Here is a 17613-nt window from a genome sequence, read left to right as displayed (position 1 = left end):
TCGCCACGATTCATTCCTTTTCTACAGGGTTTGTAAACGCTCTAATGCATTTAGAAGCGTTTTTTCTTCTTTAGCAAAACAAAAACGGATTACACCTGACTCTACTGGCTTGGCATAAAAAGCGGAGACTGGAATAGCTGCTACGCCAATCTCGGTAGTTAACCAGGAGCAAAAATCTGCTTCGCTTAACTGAGCTTGGGGGAAACCTAGTTTGGTGTAATTCACACACTGAAAATAGCTTGCTGGCGCTGGCAATAGCTTGAACTTGGTTTGCTGTAAACCTTGTCTAAAGTAATCTCGCTTGGTTTGATAAAAAGCCGGCAATCCCAAGTAGTGTTCTGGGTTCTTGAGATACTCTGCAAGACCATATTGCATTGGCGTATTCACTGTGAACACATTGAACTGATGCACCTTGCGAAACTCTTTCATCATCGCTGCAGGCGCTGCTACATAGCCCATCTTCCAGCCGGTGACATGATAGGTTTTACCAAAACTGGAAATCAGAAAACTACGTGCTGCTAATTCAGGGTGACTTGCGATACTGGTGTGTTGTTGTCCATCAAACACCATGTGCTCGTAGACCTCGTCACTTAAGATCAACGCATTCGTATTTTTGACTAACTTTGCTAGGCGCTCAAGATCGGATGCCTGCCACACCATGCCGGTTGGATTGTGCGGGGTATTGATCATGATGAGTCGCGTTTTTGTATTGATTGCTTTTGCTAGATCATCCCAGGGTATTGAATAAGAACTCACCATGTCTTGATCATCGCGATTAGCAGTCAAAGAGACGGCAACGGTTTTGCCGCCCGCCAGATCAATCGATGGGCGATAGCTATCGTAAGCGGGTTCTATGATGACAACTTCATCGCCTGGACTGACGCAGCACAAAATGGCCGTCATGATGCCTTGGGTACCACCGGCAGTTATCGTGATCTCTGTATCGGGGTCGTAGTCATGATCATATAAAGCGGATATTTTTTGTGACACCCCCCGGCGTAATCCTGCAATCCCCATCATGGGCGGATATTGATTGTGATCAGCCAGCATTGCCGCATGAACCTCGGATATGAGATTTCGATCGCAGGGAAAGTCCGGAAAACCTTGCCCTAAGTTAATAGCCTGATGCTTTGCAGCGAGGGCTGACATGATCGTAAACACGGTTGTGCCCACCTTGGGTAGGCGACTTGGAAAGTCTAGGCTGAGGGCGAGGTTTTGATCCATGCAGGCGGTTTAGGGCAAATAAGGGAGGGAGTCGCTAGAATGGTAGAAATTCATCTTCAAATTGTGCCATGTTGATCGTCCTTTCACCCGCGAAATCCCTAGATTACAAAACCCCAGCTAAGGTCAAGGCTCCAACCTTGCCCGAGTTTGTCTCAGAATCAGCCAAGTTGATAGCTGATCTCAAGAAGCTCTCACCTCAAGAGGTCGCCGATTTGATGGGTCTCTCTGACCAGTTGGCTGCATTGAATGTGGGCCGTTACCGCGATTGGTCTAAGAAATTTACGGATGCCAATAGTAAGCCGGCTATTTATGCTTTTGATGGCGACGTCTACGACGGATTTGACGTCAAGACACTAAATTCCAAAGCCATGGATTTTGCCCAAGATCATCTTCGCATCTTGTCAGGCTTGTATGGCGCTCTTCGCCCCCTAGATTTAATGCAGCCTTACCGCTTGGAGATGGGCACTTCCTTTAAGAATGCCCGAGGGAAGGATCTTTACGCTTTTTGGGGTGAGCGTGTAACTGAGTCGCTAAAGAAGCTGTTAGAGCAACAAAAGAAGCCTGTACTTCTCAATTTAGCTTCTGAAGAATATTTCAAGGTGTTGCAAGCTAAAAACTTGGATTGCCCGGTGATTTCTCCAGTATTTCAAGATGGTAAGGATGGTCAATACAAAATTATCTCCTTCTATGCCAAGCGAGCCAGGGGGTTGATGGCCCGCTATGTAGTTGACAATCGGATTACCGATCCCGCAGATTTAAAGGGTTTCAATTTGGATGGTTATAAATTCGTTGCCTCCGAATCCAAGCCAGAAAAACCGTTATTTAGACGTCCCGAAAGAAAGTAGGAGAGTGCACCATGGCTGTTCATCGCACTAAATCCTCACAACGTGCTTCGCCAGATGTTGAGCGCCTAGTAGCTGATGCTATCTCTTTAGCAGCTTCTGGGAGTCATATTGAAGATCAATTTTGGGAAGAGCGCTTAAATGTTCGCTTAATGCGCCTGCTCAAAAGTCAAAATCAAAATGTGATCGACGCATCCTTAGATCAAACTTTTCGAATTAATACGCTGGCCTTTGAGGTACTTGCTGATTGTGCTGAGACGCTGGCTGAATCCTTAGTGATGGAGCATGAGGGTCAGAATTGGGATGTGTTGCTCTTAGCTTTGCCAATCGTTGCACACACCCGTTATCAGATTCCTTCTGGGGCATTACCGGTGAATGTGATTGAATCTACTGCCGCTGCATTGCATAGCTCAATAGCTTCTAGCGATACACGCTTGGCGATTGTTCCTTGGCTCTACAGCATTGATCAAATGCCGCACTCCCATTGCCAAACACGTTTGCTAACCGAGGCTTTAGCTACCGCCGCCATTACCGCCAGTGAAGTGAAGTTAGAGCTGCGCGATATGTCAGAGACGATCGCGGTTTTAGCTGATCCACGTTTCATCATCGCCGCCGTTGCTGCTCCATCTGGAATGCCCTTATTCCGATGGCAAGCTGAGGTGCCAACACGTCAAGAGCGGGGCGTGAGCTTAATTGGTTGGCAAAACGCGATGCAAGAACCTATTGCCGCACTCTTACCGGGTTGTGAGTTTGAACTCCTATTGCCGGAGGCGTATTTCACTAACTGTCGATTGGCGGATAAGCAAGTACGTCCACTGAGTATTCGAGCTGCTGCGAATTTTCTGGAGAGTACTCTTGGAGTGATGCCTGCGGGATTGTCCTGCGTAGTGGGGGCTTTTGGCGAAGATCAGGCTGATGAGTATCGAATTTCTTTTAGCTTAAAAGGCTCTTCCGAAGTGGTGTACGGAGTAATTTGGCCTTTGTACGATCGCGAGAGTGTTGCCAATGATGCACTCAATGATTTATCTGATGATGAAAGCCCGATGAAGCGAATTGCAGATGCGCTTCGAAATGCTGGTGTTGAAGACGTCTTTCGCCATGCGATGCTCTTTGACCCGGAGCTTTGTGATGACTGTGGAGCGCCGCTATTCCCGGACCGATCGGGTGATGCTGTGCATGCTGAGTTGCCAGATGATGCACCGATACAGCAACCCTTGTTTCATTAAACCAATTCAGTCAGTTTTAAAACTGAAAGATGTTAATAAAAAAGCCGAGAATGTCTCGGCTTTTTTACTATGAAGCACTACTTCTAGTTCTGAACAAAGGGCTCTGAATTCGCAAACAGGTGCGGGAGCTTGCCAGTTTTCATTTCTGCTGTTTGGCAGAAATCAGCCAGGCGAGTTCCAGACTTAATATTGAATAGCATTGCCTTGTTACCCAGCACCACAAGATCGTGTCCGGTATTGGTATTTTTATAACGCAAGCTTCCTGGTAAAGAATTTTCGCGTTTCAAGTCAAACGTCTTCGATTCCCAAGTGAGGCGAACCGTTTCAGTTGTTCCGGAAGTTTTGAATTGCTTACTTTCGCTACAAGTCCAAGTGGATACTTCCTCGCTAGCGGCAGCTGGGGCGGATCCTAAAAGGGCGGCTACAACTAAGCTAGCGATTAGAAGGGTTTGCTTCATGTGCATAAATCCTTAAGAGAGAAGATGCTTAACGCCAGCTTGCTCTTCGAGCAATTCGTTGAGCGTGTGATTCATGCGTTCGCGAGAGAACTCATCAATTTCTAAACCTTCAACCATCTTGTATTCGCCATTCTCGCAAACTACTGGATAGCCGTAGATTACTTCAGCAGGAATACCGTATTCGCCTTTAGATGGAATACCCATAGTGACCCACTTACCATTTGTGCCGAGAACCCAATCGCGCACATGATCAATTGCGGCATTAGCTGCAGATGCTGCAGAAGACAGGCCACGCGCTTCAATAATGGCGGCGCCACGTTTACCCACTGTTGGAATGAAAGTATCTTTATTCCATGCTGCATCGTTGATGCTGTCTTTTACAGACTTACCATTGATGGTCGCAAAGCGATAGTCTGGGTACATGGTAGGGCTATGGTTACCCCATACAACGAGTTTCTCAATATCAGCAACAGGCTTGTTTAACTTGTTAGCCAATTGTGAGAGCGCGCGGTTGTGATCTAGGCGGAGCATTGCTGTGAAATTCTTCGCAGGAATATCTGGGGCTGATTTCATGGCGATATAGGCGTTCGTATTTGCTGGATTGCCAACTACTAATACTTTGACTGTTTTCTTGGCTACGGCGTTTAATGCCTTGCCTTGCGCTGTGAAAATCTGCGCGTTGGCTGAGAGTAAATCTTTGCGCTCCATGCCTGGGCCACGTGGACGTGCGCCAACCAATAAAGCAACATCGATATCTTTGAACGCTGTCATTGGATCGGAGTGGGCTGTCATACCTGCCAATAGGGGGAAAGCACAGTCTTCGAGCTCCATCATTACGCCGGCTAGAGCTTTTTGAGCTTTTTCGTCTGGAATTTCTAGTAATTGAAGGATTACTGGCTGATCTTTGCCCAATAAATCGCCATTAGCGATACGAAAGAGGAGGGAATATCCGATTTGACCGGCTGCACCGGTGACTGCAACACGCATTGGGGCTTTTGCCATTACTAATAACTCCAGTTGAGGTTAATTAACTATTTTTTCTATTATCCATTCAAGTGTATGGACTTTCCATTTACACTGTCAATCATGTCTTATATAAGATATGAGATAAGCCTCAATTTTATCCAACATCAGTTGTACTGGAGCTAATTTGTCCCTTATATCCGAACCAATTGCCTCGTTTAGCCCACTCTATGAGCAAATTAAAGCCATGATTCTGGCGAGTTTGCAGGCCTCAGAATGGTTACCTGGTGATGCAATCCCCAGCGAGATGGAGCTTGCAGCGCGCTATGCAGTGAGTCAGGGGACTGTGCGCAAGGCTATTGATGAGTTAGCTGCCCAAAACTTGCTAATACGCCGTCAAGGTAAGGGCACCTTTGTAGCAACCCATCAAGAGGAAGACTTTCAATATCGTTTTTTGCGTTTAGAGCCTGATTCTGGTGAGAAGTTACACCTGAAAAACCAGTTTTTAGCCTGCGAGAACATCCAATCAGATCCCCATATTGCTCAGTTGCTGAAGTTAAAGCCAGGTGATTCGATTATTCGGATCGACCGAGTGCAAAGTTCTGGAGGTCGACCAATCGTTTTTGAAGAAATATGGCTGCCAGAGGCCCGCTTTAAAGGCTTAAATCTAGAGATGCTCAATGCTTGGCCGGGCCCAATGTATGCCTTTTATGAGTGTGAATATGCCACCCATATGGTTCGTGCTGAGGAAAAAATCAAGGCCGTCCTAGCTGGCTCAGAACTTGCCAAACACCTACAAGTTTCAGAGGGTACGGCCTTACTTTCTGTTGAACGTGTGGCTTTCACCTACGGGAATAAACCAGTAGAAATTCGACACGCAAGATATGACACTAATGGGCAGCATTACGACAATAAATTGAACTAGGTAGTACACTCAAAATCAGTAAAAACCAGTTTTTAACACCTTTAAACGCTAAAAAGTCCCCACCATCCTTAGGTTTCTAATAGAATATGTTGCAACACAACAAAACCACACTAAACCTCCACCGAAAGATTGAGATTACCCATGGTTGACACACAGCAAAATGTAAAAAAAGATAGACCGGTTTACCGAAATATTGGTCTTGCTCAGTTAATCAAGTACCGCCTTCCTTGGGCTGGAAAAGTTTCTATTCTTCACCGAATCAGCGGAGCGGCACTGTTCTTGATGTTGCCGTTCTTGCTTTATCTCTTAGATCAAAGCCTGGCTTCTGAGATGAGCTATCAAACCTTTCAGGCAATTACCGGTCATCCGCTTGTAAAAATCATACTTCTTGGATTAATTTGGTCCTTTTTGCACCATTTCTGTGCTGGAATCCGCTATCTCTTGTTGGATTTGGAAATTGGCGTTGAAAAGGCTGATGCCAATCGCTCTGCGATCTTTGTGTTTTTCTTAGGTCTTGCTCTAACTGCGATTGTTGGCCTCAAACTTTTTGGCTTGTATTAAGCACTTATTCATTAAGGAAATCGAATGCCTATTTATCAAATTGGACCTAAGCGCTTAGTTGTTGGGGCCCACTACGGCCTCAAAGAGTGGATCATTCAGCGTGCTACAGCGATCGTGATGGTGGTTTTTACGATTGTTTTTTTGGTGGACTACTGCATCACTGGTAGCGCAACTTATGAGGGTTGGGCTGCTTTATTTAGTAACCAGTTCATGAAGCTCCTGACGCTGTTGTTTTTCATCAGCCTGTTCTATCACGCTTGGATTGGTATTCGTGATATTTGGATGGACTACATCAAGCCTGTCAGCATTCGTTTAACACTCCAAGTGTTAACTGTTTTATATCTAGTTGCCTGTGCGGCCTATGCCGTACAAATTTTGTGGAAAGTGTAATTCAATGACCGCGATTAAAAAAGTGTTACCACGCCGTCGCTTCGACGCGGTAATTATCGGTGCAGGTGGTTCGGGCATGCGTGCTTCTTTGCAGTTAGCAGAGGCCGGCCTAAATGTTGCGGTATTAACTAAGGTTTTCCCAACACGTTCACACACGGTTGCTGCTCAAGGCGGTATCGGTGCATCGCTCGGTAACATGAGTGAAGATAACTGGCACTATCATTTTTACGACACGATCAAAGGTTCGGATTGGTTGGGTGACCAAGACGTGATCGAGTTTATGTGCCGCGAAGCTCCAAAAGTTGTTTATGAGCTTGAGCACTTCGGCATGCCTTTTGATCGCAATCCAGACGGCACAATTTATCAGCGTCCTTTTGGTGGACATACAGCCAATTATGGTGAGAAGCCTGTGCAACGTGCTTGCGCTGCAGCTGATCGTACTGGCCATGCCATGTTGCACACCTTGTACCAACGAAATGTTCGCGCAAAAACAAACTTCTTCGTTGAGTGGTTAGCTCTGGATCTCATTCGTGATGACGCTGGTGATGTCGTTGGGGTTACTGCGCTCGAAATGGAAACAGGCCAAGTTTATATTTTAGAAACCAAAGTGGTCATGATGGCTACTGGCGGTGCTGGTCGTATTTGGGATGCATCGACAAACGCATTTATTAATACTGGTGACGGTATGGGTCTTGCAGCACGCGCAGGCATTCCATTAGAAGACATGGAGTTCTGGCAATTCCACCCAACTGGCGTAGCTGGTGCTGGTGTGTTGTTGACTGAAGGTTGTCGTGGTGAAGGCGGTATCTTGCGTAATAAGGATGGCGAGCGTTTTATGGAGCGTTATGCTCCAACTTATAAAGACTTAGCGCCACGCGATTTCGTGTCACGCTGTATGGATCAGGAAATCAAAGAAGGGCGCGGTTGTGGCCCAAATGGCGATTATGTAGTTCTTGACTTAACGCACATTGGTGCCGAGACCATCATGAAGCGTTTACCTTCGGTTTATGAAATCGGTATTAACTTTGCTAACGTTGATGTGACCAAAGAGCCTATTCCAGTGGTACCAACCATCCACTATCAGATGGGCGGCATTCCTACCAATATCAACGGACAAGTAGTGGTACCAGGTAATGGCAAACATAACGACATTGTTAATGGCCTGTATGCAATTGGTGAGTGCTCTTGCGTATCTGTGCACGGTGCAAACCGTTTGGGCACGAACTCATTGCTTGACCTATTGGTATTCGGTCGTGCTGCAGGTAACCATATTGTTGCAATGGATCTAAAGAATCGCGAATTCAAACCATTGCCTGCAAATGCTGGTGAACAAACTCTGGCTCGTATTGCCGCTCTTGACGAATCTACTTCTGGTGAGTATGCGCAAGATGTTGCAAACGATATTCGCAAGACTATGCAGAAATACGCTGGCGTGTTCCGCAATCAAGAGTTGATGGACGAGGGTGTTCGTCAAATGGCGAAGTTGACAGAGCGCGCTAAACACTTATGGTTAAAAGACAAGTCTGAAATTTTCAATACGGCGCGTATTGAAGCCTTAGAAGTTGCGAACTTAATTGAAGCTGCAAACGCGACTATGATTTCAGCGGCTGCCCGTAAAGAAAGTCGTGGTGCGCATTCACATGATGATCATCAACATCGTGATGATGACAACTGGATGAAGCACACACTTTGGTATAGCAAAGGTAACCAACTTGACTATAAGCCGGTTGTCCTCAAGCCATTGACTGTTGAGTCTTTCCCTCCTAAAGAACGTACTTTCTAAGCGAAGAGAAATTAAAAATGAGTGATATTCGTGTATTTGAAATTTACCGCTACGATCCAGATGTCGATGCTGCTCCACGCATGGAGCGCTATGAGCTCGAGTTAACTGGTGAACGTATGTTACTGGATGCCTTGATTTCTTTAAAGAAACAAGATGAAAGTATCTCCTATCGCCGCTCATGTCGTGAAGGTGTTTGTGGCTCAGATGCTATGAACATTAATGGCAAGAACGGATTGGCTTGCTTAACCAATATGTTGACCCTGCCTAAAGTCATTACCTTGCGCCCATTGCCTGGTTTACCAGTGGTGCGTGATTTGATTGTGGATATGACTTTGTTCTTTAAGCAATATCTTTCTATCAAACCTTACTTGGTTAATGACAATCCATTCCCAGAGAAAGAGCGTCTCCAGAGTCCTGAAGAGCGTGAAGAGTTGAATGGTTTATATGAGTGCATCTTGTGTGCCTCCTGCTCAACTTCATGCCCATCTTTCTGGTGGAATCCAGATAAGTTTGTCGGTCCTGCTGGTTTGCTTCAGGCATATCGATTTATTGCAGACAGCCGAGATGAAGATACAGCACAGCGCTTAGACAACTTGGAAGACCCATACCGTTTATTCCGCTGCCATACCATCATGAACTGCGTGGACGTTTGTCCTAAGCATCTCAATCCGACCAAGGCAATTGGAAAGATCAAGGAATTGATGGTACGTAGGGCTGTATGACCCTCAGTAATGCAGAGTTATATCGTTTAAAGAGTGATGCCCGCAGGGGTTTGCTTGAAAACGATCTGATTCTGCAGCGTTTTTTTGAGCGCTATGGCTCTCAAATAAGCGCAGAAGATGGAAAAGTATTGAGCCAGTTATTTGCTCTGGAAGACAATGACTTGATGGACATTTTAATTGGTCGCAGGGATTCTGTGGTGGGATTGGAAAAAGAGTCTCAAGAAGACTCTTTTAAGGCGGTATTACAAAAGCTGAGACAGAAATAATTCAGCATGGTGTTGCAGTTGTAGTTTAGATGCGTGATCACACAATGCAGTAATCATCAATTTGAATGACTAAGGATTAGAAATGATTGAATCGGACATCAAGGCAAAATTATCGTTTTCGGACGGCACACCAGATATCGACTTGCCAATTTATAAAGGCACCGTTGGTCCCGATGTAATTGATATTCGTAAACTTTACGGTCAAACCGGCAAGTTCACTTACGACTCAGGTTTTTTATCTACCGCTTCTTGTAATAGCAAAATCACTTACATTGATGGCGATAAAGGTGAGTTGCTCTATCGTGGTTACCCAATTGAAGATCTTGCGCATAACTGTGATTTCTTGGAAGTTTGTTATCTTTTGATCAACGGTGAGTTACCCAATGCTACCGAGAAAAAAGATTTCGAGAATTTGGTCATGCACCACACAATGGTTCATGAACAAATGCAATTCTTCTTGCGCGGTTTCCGTCGCGATGCGCACCCAATGTCTGTATTAACTGGCTTAGTTGGTGCGATGGCAGCTTTCTACCATGACGCAATTGATTACAGTCAGCCTAAGGCGCGCGAAATTGCGCAGATTCGTCTGATTGCCAAGATGCCAACCTTGGTTGCAATGTCCTATAAATACTCTGTAGGGCAGCCATTTATCTATCCAGATAACTCTTTGTCTTACACGGCCAACTTTATGCGCATGATGTTCGCAACACCCTGCGAAGAGTACAAAGTGAATCCAGTATTGGTACGCGCTTTGGACCGCATCTTTATCCTGCATGCTGACCATGAGCAAAATGCTTCTACCTCAACGGTACGTTTGTGTGGCTCCTCTGGCACTAATCCATTTGCTGCTATCTCTGCTGGTATTGCTTGCCTTTGGGGCCCAGCACACGGTGGTGCAAACGAAGCTTGCTTAGAGATGCTAAATGAAATACAAGCTAGTGGTGGCGTAGATAAGATTCACGAGTTCATTGCTAAGGTCAAAGATAAGAACTCTAGCGTTCGCTTGATGGGCTTTGGTCATCGTGTTTACAAAAATTTCGACCCGCGTGCAAAACTCATGCGTGAAACTTGCTATGAAGTATTGAAAGAGCTAGGCTTGGAGAATGATCCATTATTCAAACTAGCCATGACTCTTGAGAAGATTGCTTTGGAAGATGAATATTTTGTCAGCCGCAAGCTCTATCCAAACGTCGACTTTTATTCTGGAATCGTTCAGCGTGCTTTAGGTATTCCAACTGAAATGTTTACTTGTGTATTTGCATTGGCGAGAACAGTAGGTTGGATTGCTCAGTGGGAAGAAATGATTACGGATCCTGAGTACAAGATTGGCCGTCCACGTCAGTTATATGTTGGAGAAACTTCACGCAAGGTTCCCAACATTTCTGTTCGTAAATAAAAAAGTTTTCGAGGGTATTCATGTCACGTACGCTTTACGACAAATTGTGGGATGACCATGTCGTCTATTCTGAAGAAGATGGCACGGCCACGATTTATATAGATCGACAGTTATTGCATGAAGTAACCAGCCCTCAGGCTTTTGAAGGACTTAATCTAGCCAATCGTCCAGTGTGGCGTATCTCTGCCAATCTGGCTGTTTCAGATCACAATGTTCCGACAACGGATCGCTCTGAAGGAATCGCTGACCCTATATCTAAGCTACAAGTAGATACGCTGGATCAAAATTGCGACGCCTTTGGTATTACGCAATACAAAATGAACGATACCCGTCAAGGGATTGTTCACGTTATTGGACCAGAGCAGGGTGCAACCTTGCCGGGTATGACGGTGGTCTGCGGTGATTCACATACCAGTACGCATGGCGCCTTTGGTGCACTGGCTTTTGGTATTGGGACATCTGAAGTTGAGCATGTATTAGCCACCCAAACTTTGCTAATGAAAAAAAGCAAGAACATGTTAGTTAGAGTGGATGGACGCCTTCAGCCAGGTTCTACTGCGAAAGATATTGTCCTTGCCGTGATTGGTAAGATCGGTACTGCTGGCGGAACTGGTTACACCATTGAGTTTGCTGGTGAGGCCATTCGCAACCTCTCCATGGAAGGTCGGATGACTGTTTGTAATATGGCCATTGAAGCTGGTGCTCGTGCTGGACTTGTGGCTGTTGATGAAACCACGATCGAATATATTCAAGGTAGACCTTACGCCCCTAAAGGCGAGGCTTTGCGTCATGCCTTGCAATACTGGCGCTCCCTTCATTCAGATTCAGAGGCACAGTTTGATGCGGTAGTTGAATTACGTGCAGAAGAAATTGCTCCTCAAGTGACTTGGGGGACTTCGCCAGAAATGGTGTTGGCCATTAGTGAGCGCGTTCCTGATCCTGAAAAAGAGCGTGATGCAAACAAGCGTTCTGCAATGGAGCGTGCGCTTGAATATATGGGTCTAGTGCCCAATACGCCATTAAGCAATATCTCTATAGATAAAGTATTTATCGGATCTTGTACCAATAGTCGTATTGAAGATATTCGTGCTGCCGCCAAGGTAGTTGATCGTCTTGGTAAGAAGGTGGCCGCTAATGTGAAGCTGGCATTAGTAGTCCCTGGCTCTGGATTGGTAAAAGCCCAGGCTGAGCGCGAAGGCTTAGATCGTGTCTTTAAAGCTGCTGGTTTTGAGTGGCGTGAGCCTGGTTGCTCTATGTGTTTGGCAATGAATGCCGATCGCCTTGAGCCTGGTGAGCGTTGTGCATCTACATCGAATCGTAACTTTGAAGGTCGCCAAGGTAATGGCGGTAGAACGCACTTGGTGAGCCCAGCGATGGCTGCTGCTGCTGCGATTGAAGGGCATTTTGTTGATGTTCGTAAGATTTCTTAAGGAGTAACAGTGTTTAAATGGTCTTCTTTCACAATGATTAAAAAATTGACGATAGTTGCTGTCATCGGCATCATCCTTTCTGCTTGCGCAAATACGATGGAAGGCGTTGGTAAAGACCTTCAAACCATGGGTAACTCTATGGGAGGAAGTAAAAATTCCAACACACCTAATCAATCCCAAACTCAAGGGAAAGATGTTGTTGTGACGCCAGTCAAATAAGCGCACAGTCGATATTCAGTAAAGACCACTATGGAAAAATTTACGGTATACAAAGGCTTGGTAGCCCCGCTTAATCGCGAAAATGTGGATACCGATGCCATCATTCCCAAGCAGTTCTTAAAATCAATTAAGAAAACAGGTTTTGGCCAGAATTTGTTTGATGAATGGCGTTATCTGGATCATGGTGAGCCTGGTCAAGATTGCAGCGCACGCCCAATCAATCCAGATTTCGTTTTAAACCAGCCACGGTATAAAGATGCCGGAATTTTGCTGGCCCGTAAGAACTTTGGCTGTGGCAGCTCCCGTGAGCACGCACCTTGGGCTTTAGATCAGTATGGCTTTAGAGCGGTCATTGCCCCTAGTTTTGCGGATATCTTTCACAATAATTGCTTTAAAAATGGCCTTTTACCGATTGCTCTCTCAGAGCTACAGGTAGACCATTTATTTAACGAAACTCTGGCTTTTAGTGGTTATCAGCTCACAATTGATCTAGAGGCCCAGCAGGTCATCTTGCCTGATGGAACTGCTTATAGCTTTGATGTGGCGCCATTCAGAAAGCATTGCCTGCTGAACGGCTTAGACGATATTGGCTTAACCCTGCAACATGCAGATAAAATCAAGGCTTACGAAGCTGAGCGCATTCTCAAGATGCCTTGGCTCGCTACACAACTGCCGTAGTTTTACAGAGTTAAAGGCCTTTTCATGAAAATTGCAGTCCTACCGGGCGATGGCATCGGCCCGGAAATCGTTGCTGAAGCCGTTAAGGTGCTAAACGCGCTCGGCCCTAAATTTGACTTGGAGATAGCACCTGTTGGCGGTGCTGCTTATGATGTCGCTGGGCATCCATTGCCGCCTGCGACTCTAGAGCTTGCTAAAAAAGCAGATGCTATTTTGTTTGGTGCTGTGGGTGACTGGAAATATGATGCCTTGGCTCGTGAACTCCGTCCAGAGCAAGCCATCTTAGGTTTGCGCAAGCATCTTGAGCTGTTTGCTAATTTTAGGCCTGCTATTTGCTATGACGAGCTTACTGCTGCATCCAGTTTGAAGCCTGAAATTGTTAGCGGCCTGGATATATTGATTATTCGCGAACTGAACGGCGACATCTATTTTGGTCAGCCACGTGGTATTCGCACTTCTGAATTACCTTTGTTTAAGGGCGCACGTGAAGGCTTCGACATGATGCATTACAGCGAGCCTGAAGTAGAGCGTATTGGCCGTGTAGCGTTTGAAGCTGCCCGTAAGCGTGGCAAAAAGGTATGCAGTGTGGATAAGGCCAATGTTTTAGAGACTTCACAGTTGTGGCGTGATGTCATGATTCGTGTTGGCAAAGATTATCCCGATGTTGAGTTAACACATATGTATGTTGATAACGCTGCTATGCAATTAGTGAAAGCGCCCAAAGCATTTGATGTGGTGGTGACTGGTAACTTGTTTGGCGATATTCTTTCAGATGAAGCTTCGATGTTGACTGGCTCAATTGGCATGTTGCCATCCGCTTCATTGGATAAAAACAATAAAGGCTTGTATGAGCCAAGTCATGGGTCCGCACCCGATATCGCTGGTAAGGGCATTGCTAATCCATTGGCAACCATTCTTTCTGCTGCCATGATGCTGCGCTACTCTTTAGGTATGCCTGCTCAAGCCGATCGTATTGAGGCAGCAGTTCAGCAGGTTTTATCTCAGGGGCTGCGTACCTCCGATATCTTTACCGAGGGTACAAAAAAAGTATCCACTGTTGAAATGGGTGACGCTGTAGTTGCAGCTCTTACAAAATAAGAATTACTGATATTAAAAATATTTCATCACACTGAATAGATAGTTGCTCATCATGTCAAATACAAAAACACCTTTAGTCGGCTTAGTTGGATGGCGGGGTATGGTTGGTAGCGTTCTCATGGAGAGAATGTTGGCTGAAAAGGATTTTGACCTGATTGAGCCCGTATTTTTTAGCACTAGTCAGGCTGGCGGTGAAGTGCCACTCTTAAATGGTCAAAAAGTGACTCAGAGTGAAAATACTTTGCTCGATGCAAATGATGTCAAAGCACTAATGCGTTGCGACATTATTCTGACTTGTCAGGGTGGTGACTACACTAATGAAATTTTTCCTCAGCTACGTTCCGCTGGTTGGCAGGGTCACTGGATTGATGCCGCTAGCGCTTTACGCATGAAGGATGATGCGGTCTTAATTTTAGATCCAGTGAATCGTCCAGTGATTGATAAAGCATTAGCTGCTGGTGGAAAAAACTGGATTGGCAGTAACTGTACAGTCAGTTTAATGATGATGGCTATGGGTGGTTTGGTTAAGGCTGATATGGTCGAGTGGATTAGCGCCATGACCTACCAGGCAGCTTCAGGTGCCGGCGCCCAAAATATGCGCGAACTCTTGTTGCAAATGGGCTCATTGCGCGACAGCGTAGCTACTGAATTGGCTGACCCTTCTTCTTGGATACTGGATATTGATCGAAAAATCACTGAGACATTACGTTCACCAGATTTTCCAAAGAAAAACTTCCGCAATACTCCTTTAGCAGGAAGTTTGATTCCTTGGATTGATGTCCCCGTCGAGAACGGTCAAACTAAAGAAGAGTGGAAGGGCGGCGCCGAATTTAATAAGATCTTAGGTCGACCTGCGTTTAGAACCCCGGGCAGCATTCCCGTTGATGGTTTATGTGTCCGTGTTGGTGCGATGCGCTGCCACTCACAAGGCCTCACCGTTAAACTCAAAAAAGATATTCCGCTCAAAGAGATCGAGGCGATATTGGCCAATGACAATCAATGGGTCAAGGTGGTCCCAAATGATCGCGAGACTACTGAGCGTGAATTATCTCCAGCAGCTGTTAGCGGCACATTGACGGTACCTATCGGACGATTGCATAAGATGGCCATGGGTCCTGAATATCTTGGTGCTTTTACTGTGGGCGATCAACTTTTGTGGGGAGCTGCCGAGCCCTTGCGTCGAATGTTAAGAATTTTATTGGATAGCAATGCCTAATACTCAGATGCTGAAATTTATCTTTGCTAGTTTTATTGGCATTGCACTATCAACTAGTGTTTTTGCCGTGTCATTGGGCAAGGCAAATTTAGTATCTAATCCCGGCGAAAGTCTTCGAATCGAGGTGCCCATTGAATTATCTTCAGATGAGCAAGCTCTTTTAAGCACTTTATCGGCATCAATACCATCGGCAAGCGCATATGAGCGGCTCGGTATTTCACCTAAAATTTTGGACTTCAATGCCCAAGTGATGGTGTACCGATCAAAGGATGGTCGCTTGATGGTTTTGGTAGAAACGGTAAAAGCTGTACCGATCTCTGAGGATATCTTTGTAGATTTATTGCTCACCTTAAATTGGTCTACAGGCTCGATTACTAGAATATATACATTTTTGAATGGGACTATTCCGAAGTTCATCGTAGAGCCTGGACAAACCCTGTCTTCGATTGCTTCACAGATGGATCCAGCTTCACCAGAGTTTTCGATCGATCAGAAAATGATGGCTTTATATCAAGCCAATCCGGATGCTTTTGCGGGCGGCAATATTAATCGTTTGCGTGCTGGCTCAGAGCTCTTGATTCCTGACCCTGCCGCAGTACAAGCGATTGATTCTAAGCTTGCGAAGGATTTTGTAGACACGGCGGCGCAGCAATGGTCTGAGAAAAAGAGTGACTTGGCTAGCGTAGAAGTTAAGGTTGATGATGTTGTTAACTCTGCAAATCGTTTAAAGATCGGCTCTAGTGGAGACCGGGATGCAGATACTAAGCGCATTACAGAAGAGATAGTGGCACAAGAAAAAATTCTCGAACAAACTAATGCTAGAGCGCAAGAGCTAGAGAAGAATATTTCAGATTTAAAAAAATTATTAGCTGAACCTCAAGGTGCCTCAGAGGTACTGGATTCTGAAAAAAGTGGGTTTAACGTAAAGGCAGTTTTTCTTGGTTTATTGGCTTTTGTTTTAGTTACGGGTCTTTTGATTTGGTTCTTTATTAGCAATTCGCGTAAAAATTCTTCACCTCATATCCATGCTCGTGACTACCCAGTCGAGCACGAGCAGGGGCAATCTACATCGACTGATCACTATGCTGGTGACCATACTCACCATGAGGGCATCTCCGATAAAGCTAAGGCATTGTTCGGAAGCATTAATCTGGATTTGCCTGTTGCCAAGCCTTCCACATCAGATCTGACGCCAGATGAGCTGAGGGTGAGATTAAATCTAGCCCGAGCCTACATCACCATTGAAGATTTTTCTGCCGCTAAGAAATCACTTGAAGAGATCGTGCGTATTGGCGCATCAATCGACCCTGAAATCGTGGTTGAAGCGCGAGGTGTATTAGCCGAGCTTCCGCAGAGTAATAGCTAAACTTTGATGCGCATTGCCCTAGGACTTCAGTATGACGGCAGTGCTTTTTCTGGTTGGCAGACACAGGTCAATCAGCCTACTGTTCAGGATGAATTAGAGAGGGCTATTATCTCATTTGTTGGTAATGACGCCCAGAACTCTCCCCCTATTCGCGTAGTTACTGCCGGTCGAACAGATGCCGGCGTTCATGCATTGGGTCAGGTTGTCCACTTTGATGTCGAGGTTGAGCGAGATAACTGGTCTTGGGTGAGGGGCGTTAATGCCTTCCTACCAGAGTCGATTGTGATTAATTGGGCGCAACCAGTTGCGGATGAATTTAGTGCTCGCTATTCTGCTTACGAGCGTACTTATATCTATGCATTGCATGCAGGGCCTTGCCGCTCTCCCATGGCTGCTGATCGCGCTGGTTATGTGATGCTTCCAGCAGATCGCTGGTTTGATATCAATGCAATGAGATCCGCTGCTAAATGCTTGATTGGTGAGCATGATTTCACCTCTTTTCGTTCCTCAGAATGTCAAAGCAAGACTCCAGTGAAGACCATCTATTCCATTGAAATCTTCTCGAATGAGCCCTGGCTATATTTTAGGATCACAGGCAATGCCTTCTTGCATCACATGGTTCGCAACTTAGTAGGGAGCTTCATCCAAATTGGCGTAGGCAAACAATCAGCTCATTGGATGGCCGAAATTTTGGCCGCAAAAAATCGTAGTGTTGCAGCACCCACATTTTCACCTGCAGGCCTCTATTTAGCGCAAATTGCCTATCCGGAAGAATTTAATATCCCTAAACCATGGCTTTCAAATTCTTGGTTACCTAAGGCGATTTTCGTTTAAATGTGTCTTTAAGAGC

General features: G+C 45.6%; 19 protein-coding genes. 16 read left to right on the top strand and 3 right to left on the bottom strand.

Annotated features, from left to right (window positions below; all coding sequences use genetic code 11):
- Positions 1-21 precede the first annotated feature (21 nt).
- Complete coding sequence (locus tag ICN26_RS07710) at positions 22-1224, bottom strand: methionine aminotransferase (RefSeq protein ID WP_216267887.1); 1203 nt, start codon at positions 1222-1224, stop codon at positions 22-24.
- Between the two features lie 68 nt (positions 1225-1292).
- Here ICN26_RS07710 and yaaA point away from each other — a divergent pair, with 68 nt between their 5' ends.
- Together yaaA and ICN26_RS07700 are read left to right on the top strand one after the other, a co-directional pair.
- Entirely contained in the window at positions 1293-2069 is a 777-nt protein-coding gene (gene yaaA / locus ICN26_RS07705) for a peroxide stress protein YaaA (protein ID WP_216267886.1), read from the top strand.
- Positions 2070-2080: 11 nt separating this feature from the next.
- Positions 2081-3292, top strand: a complete 1212-nt coding sequence (locus ICN26_RS07700) for a DUF2863 family protein (RefSeq protein WP_216267885.1) — start codon at positions 2081-2083, stop codon at positions 3290-3292.
- Between the two features lie 83 nt (positions 3293-3375).
- Here the strand turns inward: ICN26_RS07700 and ICN26_RS07695 are convergent, their stop codons facing one another.
- Complete coding sequence (locus ICN26_RS07695) at positions 3376-3750, bottom strand: hypothetical protein (RefSeq protein ID WP_216267884.1); 375 nt, start codon at positions 3748-3750, stop codon at positions 3376-3378.
- Between the two features lie 12 nt (positions 3751-3762).
- Positions 3763-4752, bottom strand: coding sequence for a malate dehydrogenase (locus ICN26_RS07690; RefSeq protein ID WP_216267883.1), 990 nt, complete (start codon positions 4750-4752; stop codon positions 3763-3765).
- A gap of 148 nt (positions 4753-4900) precedes the next feature.
- Between ICN26_RS07690 and ICN26_RS07685 the strand changes: the two genes are divergently transcribed.
- The 14 genes from ICN26_RS07685 to truA all read left to right on the top strand — a co-directional run bounded on the left by ICN26_RS07685 (position 4901) and on the right by truA (position 17597).
- Positions 4901-5638, top strand: a complete 738-nt coding sequence (locus tag ICN26_RS07685; RefSeq protein ID WP_216267882.1) for a GntR family transcriptional regulator — start codon at positions 4901-4903, stop codon at positions 5636-5638.
- Positions 5639-5779: 141 nt separating this feature from the next.
- Positions 5780-6199, top strand: a complete 420-nt coding sequence (sdhC, locus tag ICN26_RS07680; RefSeq protein WP_216267881.1) for a succinate dehydrogenase, cytochrome b556 subunit — start codon at positions 5780-5782, stop codon at positions 6197-6199.
- Positions 6200-6223: 24 nt separating this feature from the next.
- A complete protein-coding gene (gene sdhD, locus ICN26_RS07675) occupies positions 6224-6589 on the top strand; it encodes a succinate dehydrogenase, hydrophobic membrane anchor protein (RefSeq protein WP_216267880.1) in 366 nt (121 codons plus the stop codon).
- Between the two features lie 4 nt (positions 6590-6593).
- Complete coding sequence (gene sdhA, locus ICN26_RS07670) at positions 6594-8372, top strand: succinate dehydrogenase flavoprotein subunit (protein ID WP_216267879.1); 1779 nt, start codon at positions 6594-6596, stop codon at positions 8370-8372.
- 17 nt (positions 8373-8389) lie between these two features.
- Positions 8390-9094, top strand: coding sequence for a succinate dehydrogenase iron-sulfur subunit (locus ICN26_RS07665; protein WP_215325017.1), 705 nt, complete (start codon positions 8390-8392; stop codon positions 9092-9094).
- Positions 9091-9360, top strand: a complete 270-nt coding sequence (locus ICN26_RS07660) for an FAD assembly factor SdhE (protein WP_215353744.1) — start codon at positions 9091-9093, stop codon at positions 9358-9360. The genes ICN26_RS07665 and ICN26_RS07660 overlap by 4 nt, the downstream gene beginning before the upstream one ends.
- A gap of 82 nt (positions 9361-9442) precedes the next feature.
- Positions 9443-10756, top strand: coding sequence for a citrate synthase (gene gltA, locus ICN26_RS07655; RefSeq protein WP_216267878.1), 1314 nt, complete (start codon positions 9443-9445; stop codon positions 10754-10756).
- Positions 10757-10776: 20 nt separating this feature from the next.
- Entirely contained in the window at positions 10777-12186 is a 1410-nt protein-coding gene (leuC, locus tag ICN26_RS07650) for a 3-isopropylmalate dehydratase large subunit (RefSeq protein WP_216267877.1), read from the top strand.
- A gap of 33 nt (positions 12187-12219) precedes the next feature.
- Entirely contained in the window at positions 12220-12405 is a 186-nt protein-coding gene (locus ICN26_RS07645) for a hypothetical protein (protein WP_216860399.1), read from the top strand.
- Positions 12406-12435: 30 nt separating this feature from the next.
- On the top strand, positions 12436-13083 hold the full coding sequence (gene leuD, locus ICN26_RS07640; RefSeq protein ID WP_216267875.1) for a 3-isopropylmalate dehydratase small subunit: 648 nt from the start codon (positions 12436-12438) through the stop codon (positions 13081-13083).
- 24 nt (positions 13084-13107) lie between these two features.
- On the top strand, positions 13108-14181 hold the full coding sequence (leuB, locus tag ICN26_RS07635; protein ID WP_216267874.1) for a 3-isopropylmalate dehydrogenase: 1074 nt from the start codon (positions 13108-13110) through the stop codon (positions 14179-14181).
- Between the two features lie 52 nt (positions 14182-14233).
- The gene (gene asd, locus ICN26_RS07630; protein WP_216267873.1) at positions 14234-15397 is read left to right on the top strand and encodes an aspartate-semialdehyde dehydrogenase; all 1164 of its coding nucleotides are present in this window, start codon (positions 14234-14236) and stop codon (positions 15395-15397) included.
- Positions 15390-16763, top strand: a complete 1374-nt coding sequence (locus tag ICN26_RS07625) for a FimV/HubP family polar landmark protein (protein ID WP_255534435.1) — start codon at positions 15390-15392, stop codon at positions 16761-16763. Before asd ends, ICN26_RS07625 begins: the two co-directional genes overlap by 8 nt.
- 6 nt (positions 16764-16769) lie before the next feature.
- Positions 16770-17597 (top strand): tRNA pseudouridine(38-40) synthase TruA, encoded by an 828-nt coding sequence (gene truA / locus ICN26_RS07620; RefSeq protein ID WP_216267872.1) that lies wholly within the window; start codon positions 16770-16772, stop codon positions 17595-17597.
- The last annotated feature ends 16 nt before the right edge of the window (positions 17598-17613 follow it).

It is taken from the genome of Polynucleobacter hallstattensis (genome assembly GCF_018881835.1).
In the GTDB taxonomy this organism is placed as follows: domain Bacteria; phylum Pseudomonadota; class Gammaproteobacteria; order Burkholderiales; family Burkholderiaceae; genus Polynucleobacter; species Polynucleobacter hallstattensis.
The sequence above is the reverse complement of the archived record's forward strand: the minus strand, read 5'-3'. Positions and strand labels throughout refer to the sequence as shown.

Excerpts from the sequence above, each read along its gene's own strand:
- ICN26_RS07710 (WP_216267887.1), bottom strand. The coding sequence starts at position 1,224 with ATGGATCAAAACCTCGCCCTCAGCCTAGACTTTCCAAGTCGCCTACCC.
- yaaA (WP_216267886.1), top strand. The coding sequence starts at position 1,293 with ATGTTGATCGTCCTTTCACCCGCGAAATCCCTAGATTACAAAACCCCA.
- ICN26_RS07700 (WP_216267885.1), top strand. The coding sequence starts at position 2,081 with ATGGCTGTTCATCGCACTAAATCCTCACAACGTGCTTCGCCAGATGTT.
- ICN26_RS07695 (WP_216267884.1), bottom strand. The coding sequence starts at position 3,750 with ATGAAGCAAACCCTTCTAATCGCTAGCTTAGTTGTAGCCGCCCTTTTA.
- ICN26_RS07690 (WP_216267883.1), bottom strand. The coding sequence starts at position 4,752 with ATGGCAAAAGCCCCAATGCGTGTTGCAGTCACCGGTGCAGCCGGTCAA.
- sdhC (WP_216267881.1), top strand. The coding sequence starts at position 5,780 with ATGGTTGACACACAGCAAAATGTAAAAAAAGATAGACCGGTTTACCGA.
- sdhD (WP_216267880.1), top strand. The coding sequence starts at position 6,224 with ATGCCTATTTATCAAATTGGACCTAAGCGCTTAGTTGTTGGGGCCCAC.
- sdhA (WP_216267879.1), top strand. The coding sequence starts at position 6,594 with ATGACCGCGATTAAAAAAGTGTTACCACGCCGTCGCTTCGACGCGGTA.
- ICN26_RS07665 (WP_215325017.1), top strand. The coding sequence starts at position 8,390 with ATGAGTGATATTCGTGTATTTGAAATTTACCGCTACGATCCAGATGTC.
- ICN26_RS07660 (WP_215353744.1), top strand. The coding sequence starts at position 9,091 with ATGACCCTCAGTAATGCAGAGTTATATCGTTTAAAGAGTGATGCCCGC.
- gltA (WP_216267878.1), top strand. The coding sequence starts at position 9,443 with ATGATTGAATCGGACATCAAGGCAAAATTATCGTTTTCGGACGGCACA.
- leuC (WP_216267877.1), top strand. The coding sequence starts at position 10,777 with ATGTCACGTACGCTTTACGACAAATTGTGGGATGACCATGTCGTCTAT.
- ICN26_RS07645 (WP_216860399.1), top strand. The coding sequence starts at position 12,220 with ATGATTAAAAAATTGACGATAGTTGCTGTCATCGGCATCATCCTTTCT.
- leuD (WP_216267875.1), top strand. The coding sequence starts at position 12,436 with ATGGAAAAATTTACGGTATACAAAGGCTTGGTAGCCCCGCTTAATCGC.
- leuB (WP_216267874.1), top strand. The coding sequence starts at position 13,108 with ATGAAAATTGCAGTCCTACCGGGCGATGGCATCGGCCCGGAAATCGTT.
- asd (WP_216267873.1), top strand. The coding sequence starts at position 14,234 with ATGTCAAATACAAAAACACCTTTAGTCGGCTTAGTTGGATGGCGGGGT.
- ICN26_RS07625 (WP_255534435.1), top strand. The coding sequence starts at position 15,390 with ATGCCTAATACTCAGATGCTGAAATTTATCTTTGCTAGTTTTATTGGC.
- truA (WP_216267872.1), top strand. The coding sequence starts at position 16,770 with ATGCGCATTGCCCTAGGACTTCAGTATGACGGCAGTGCTTTTTCTGGT.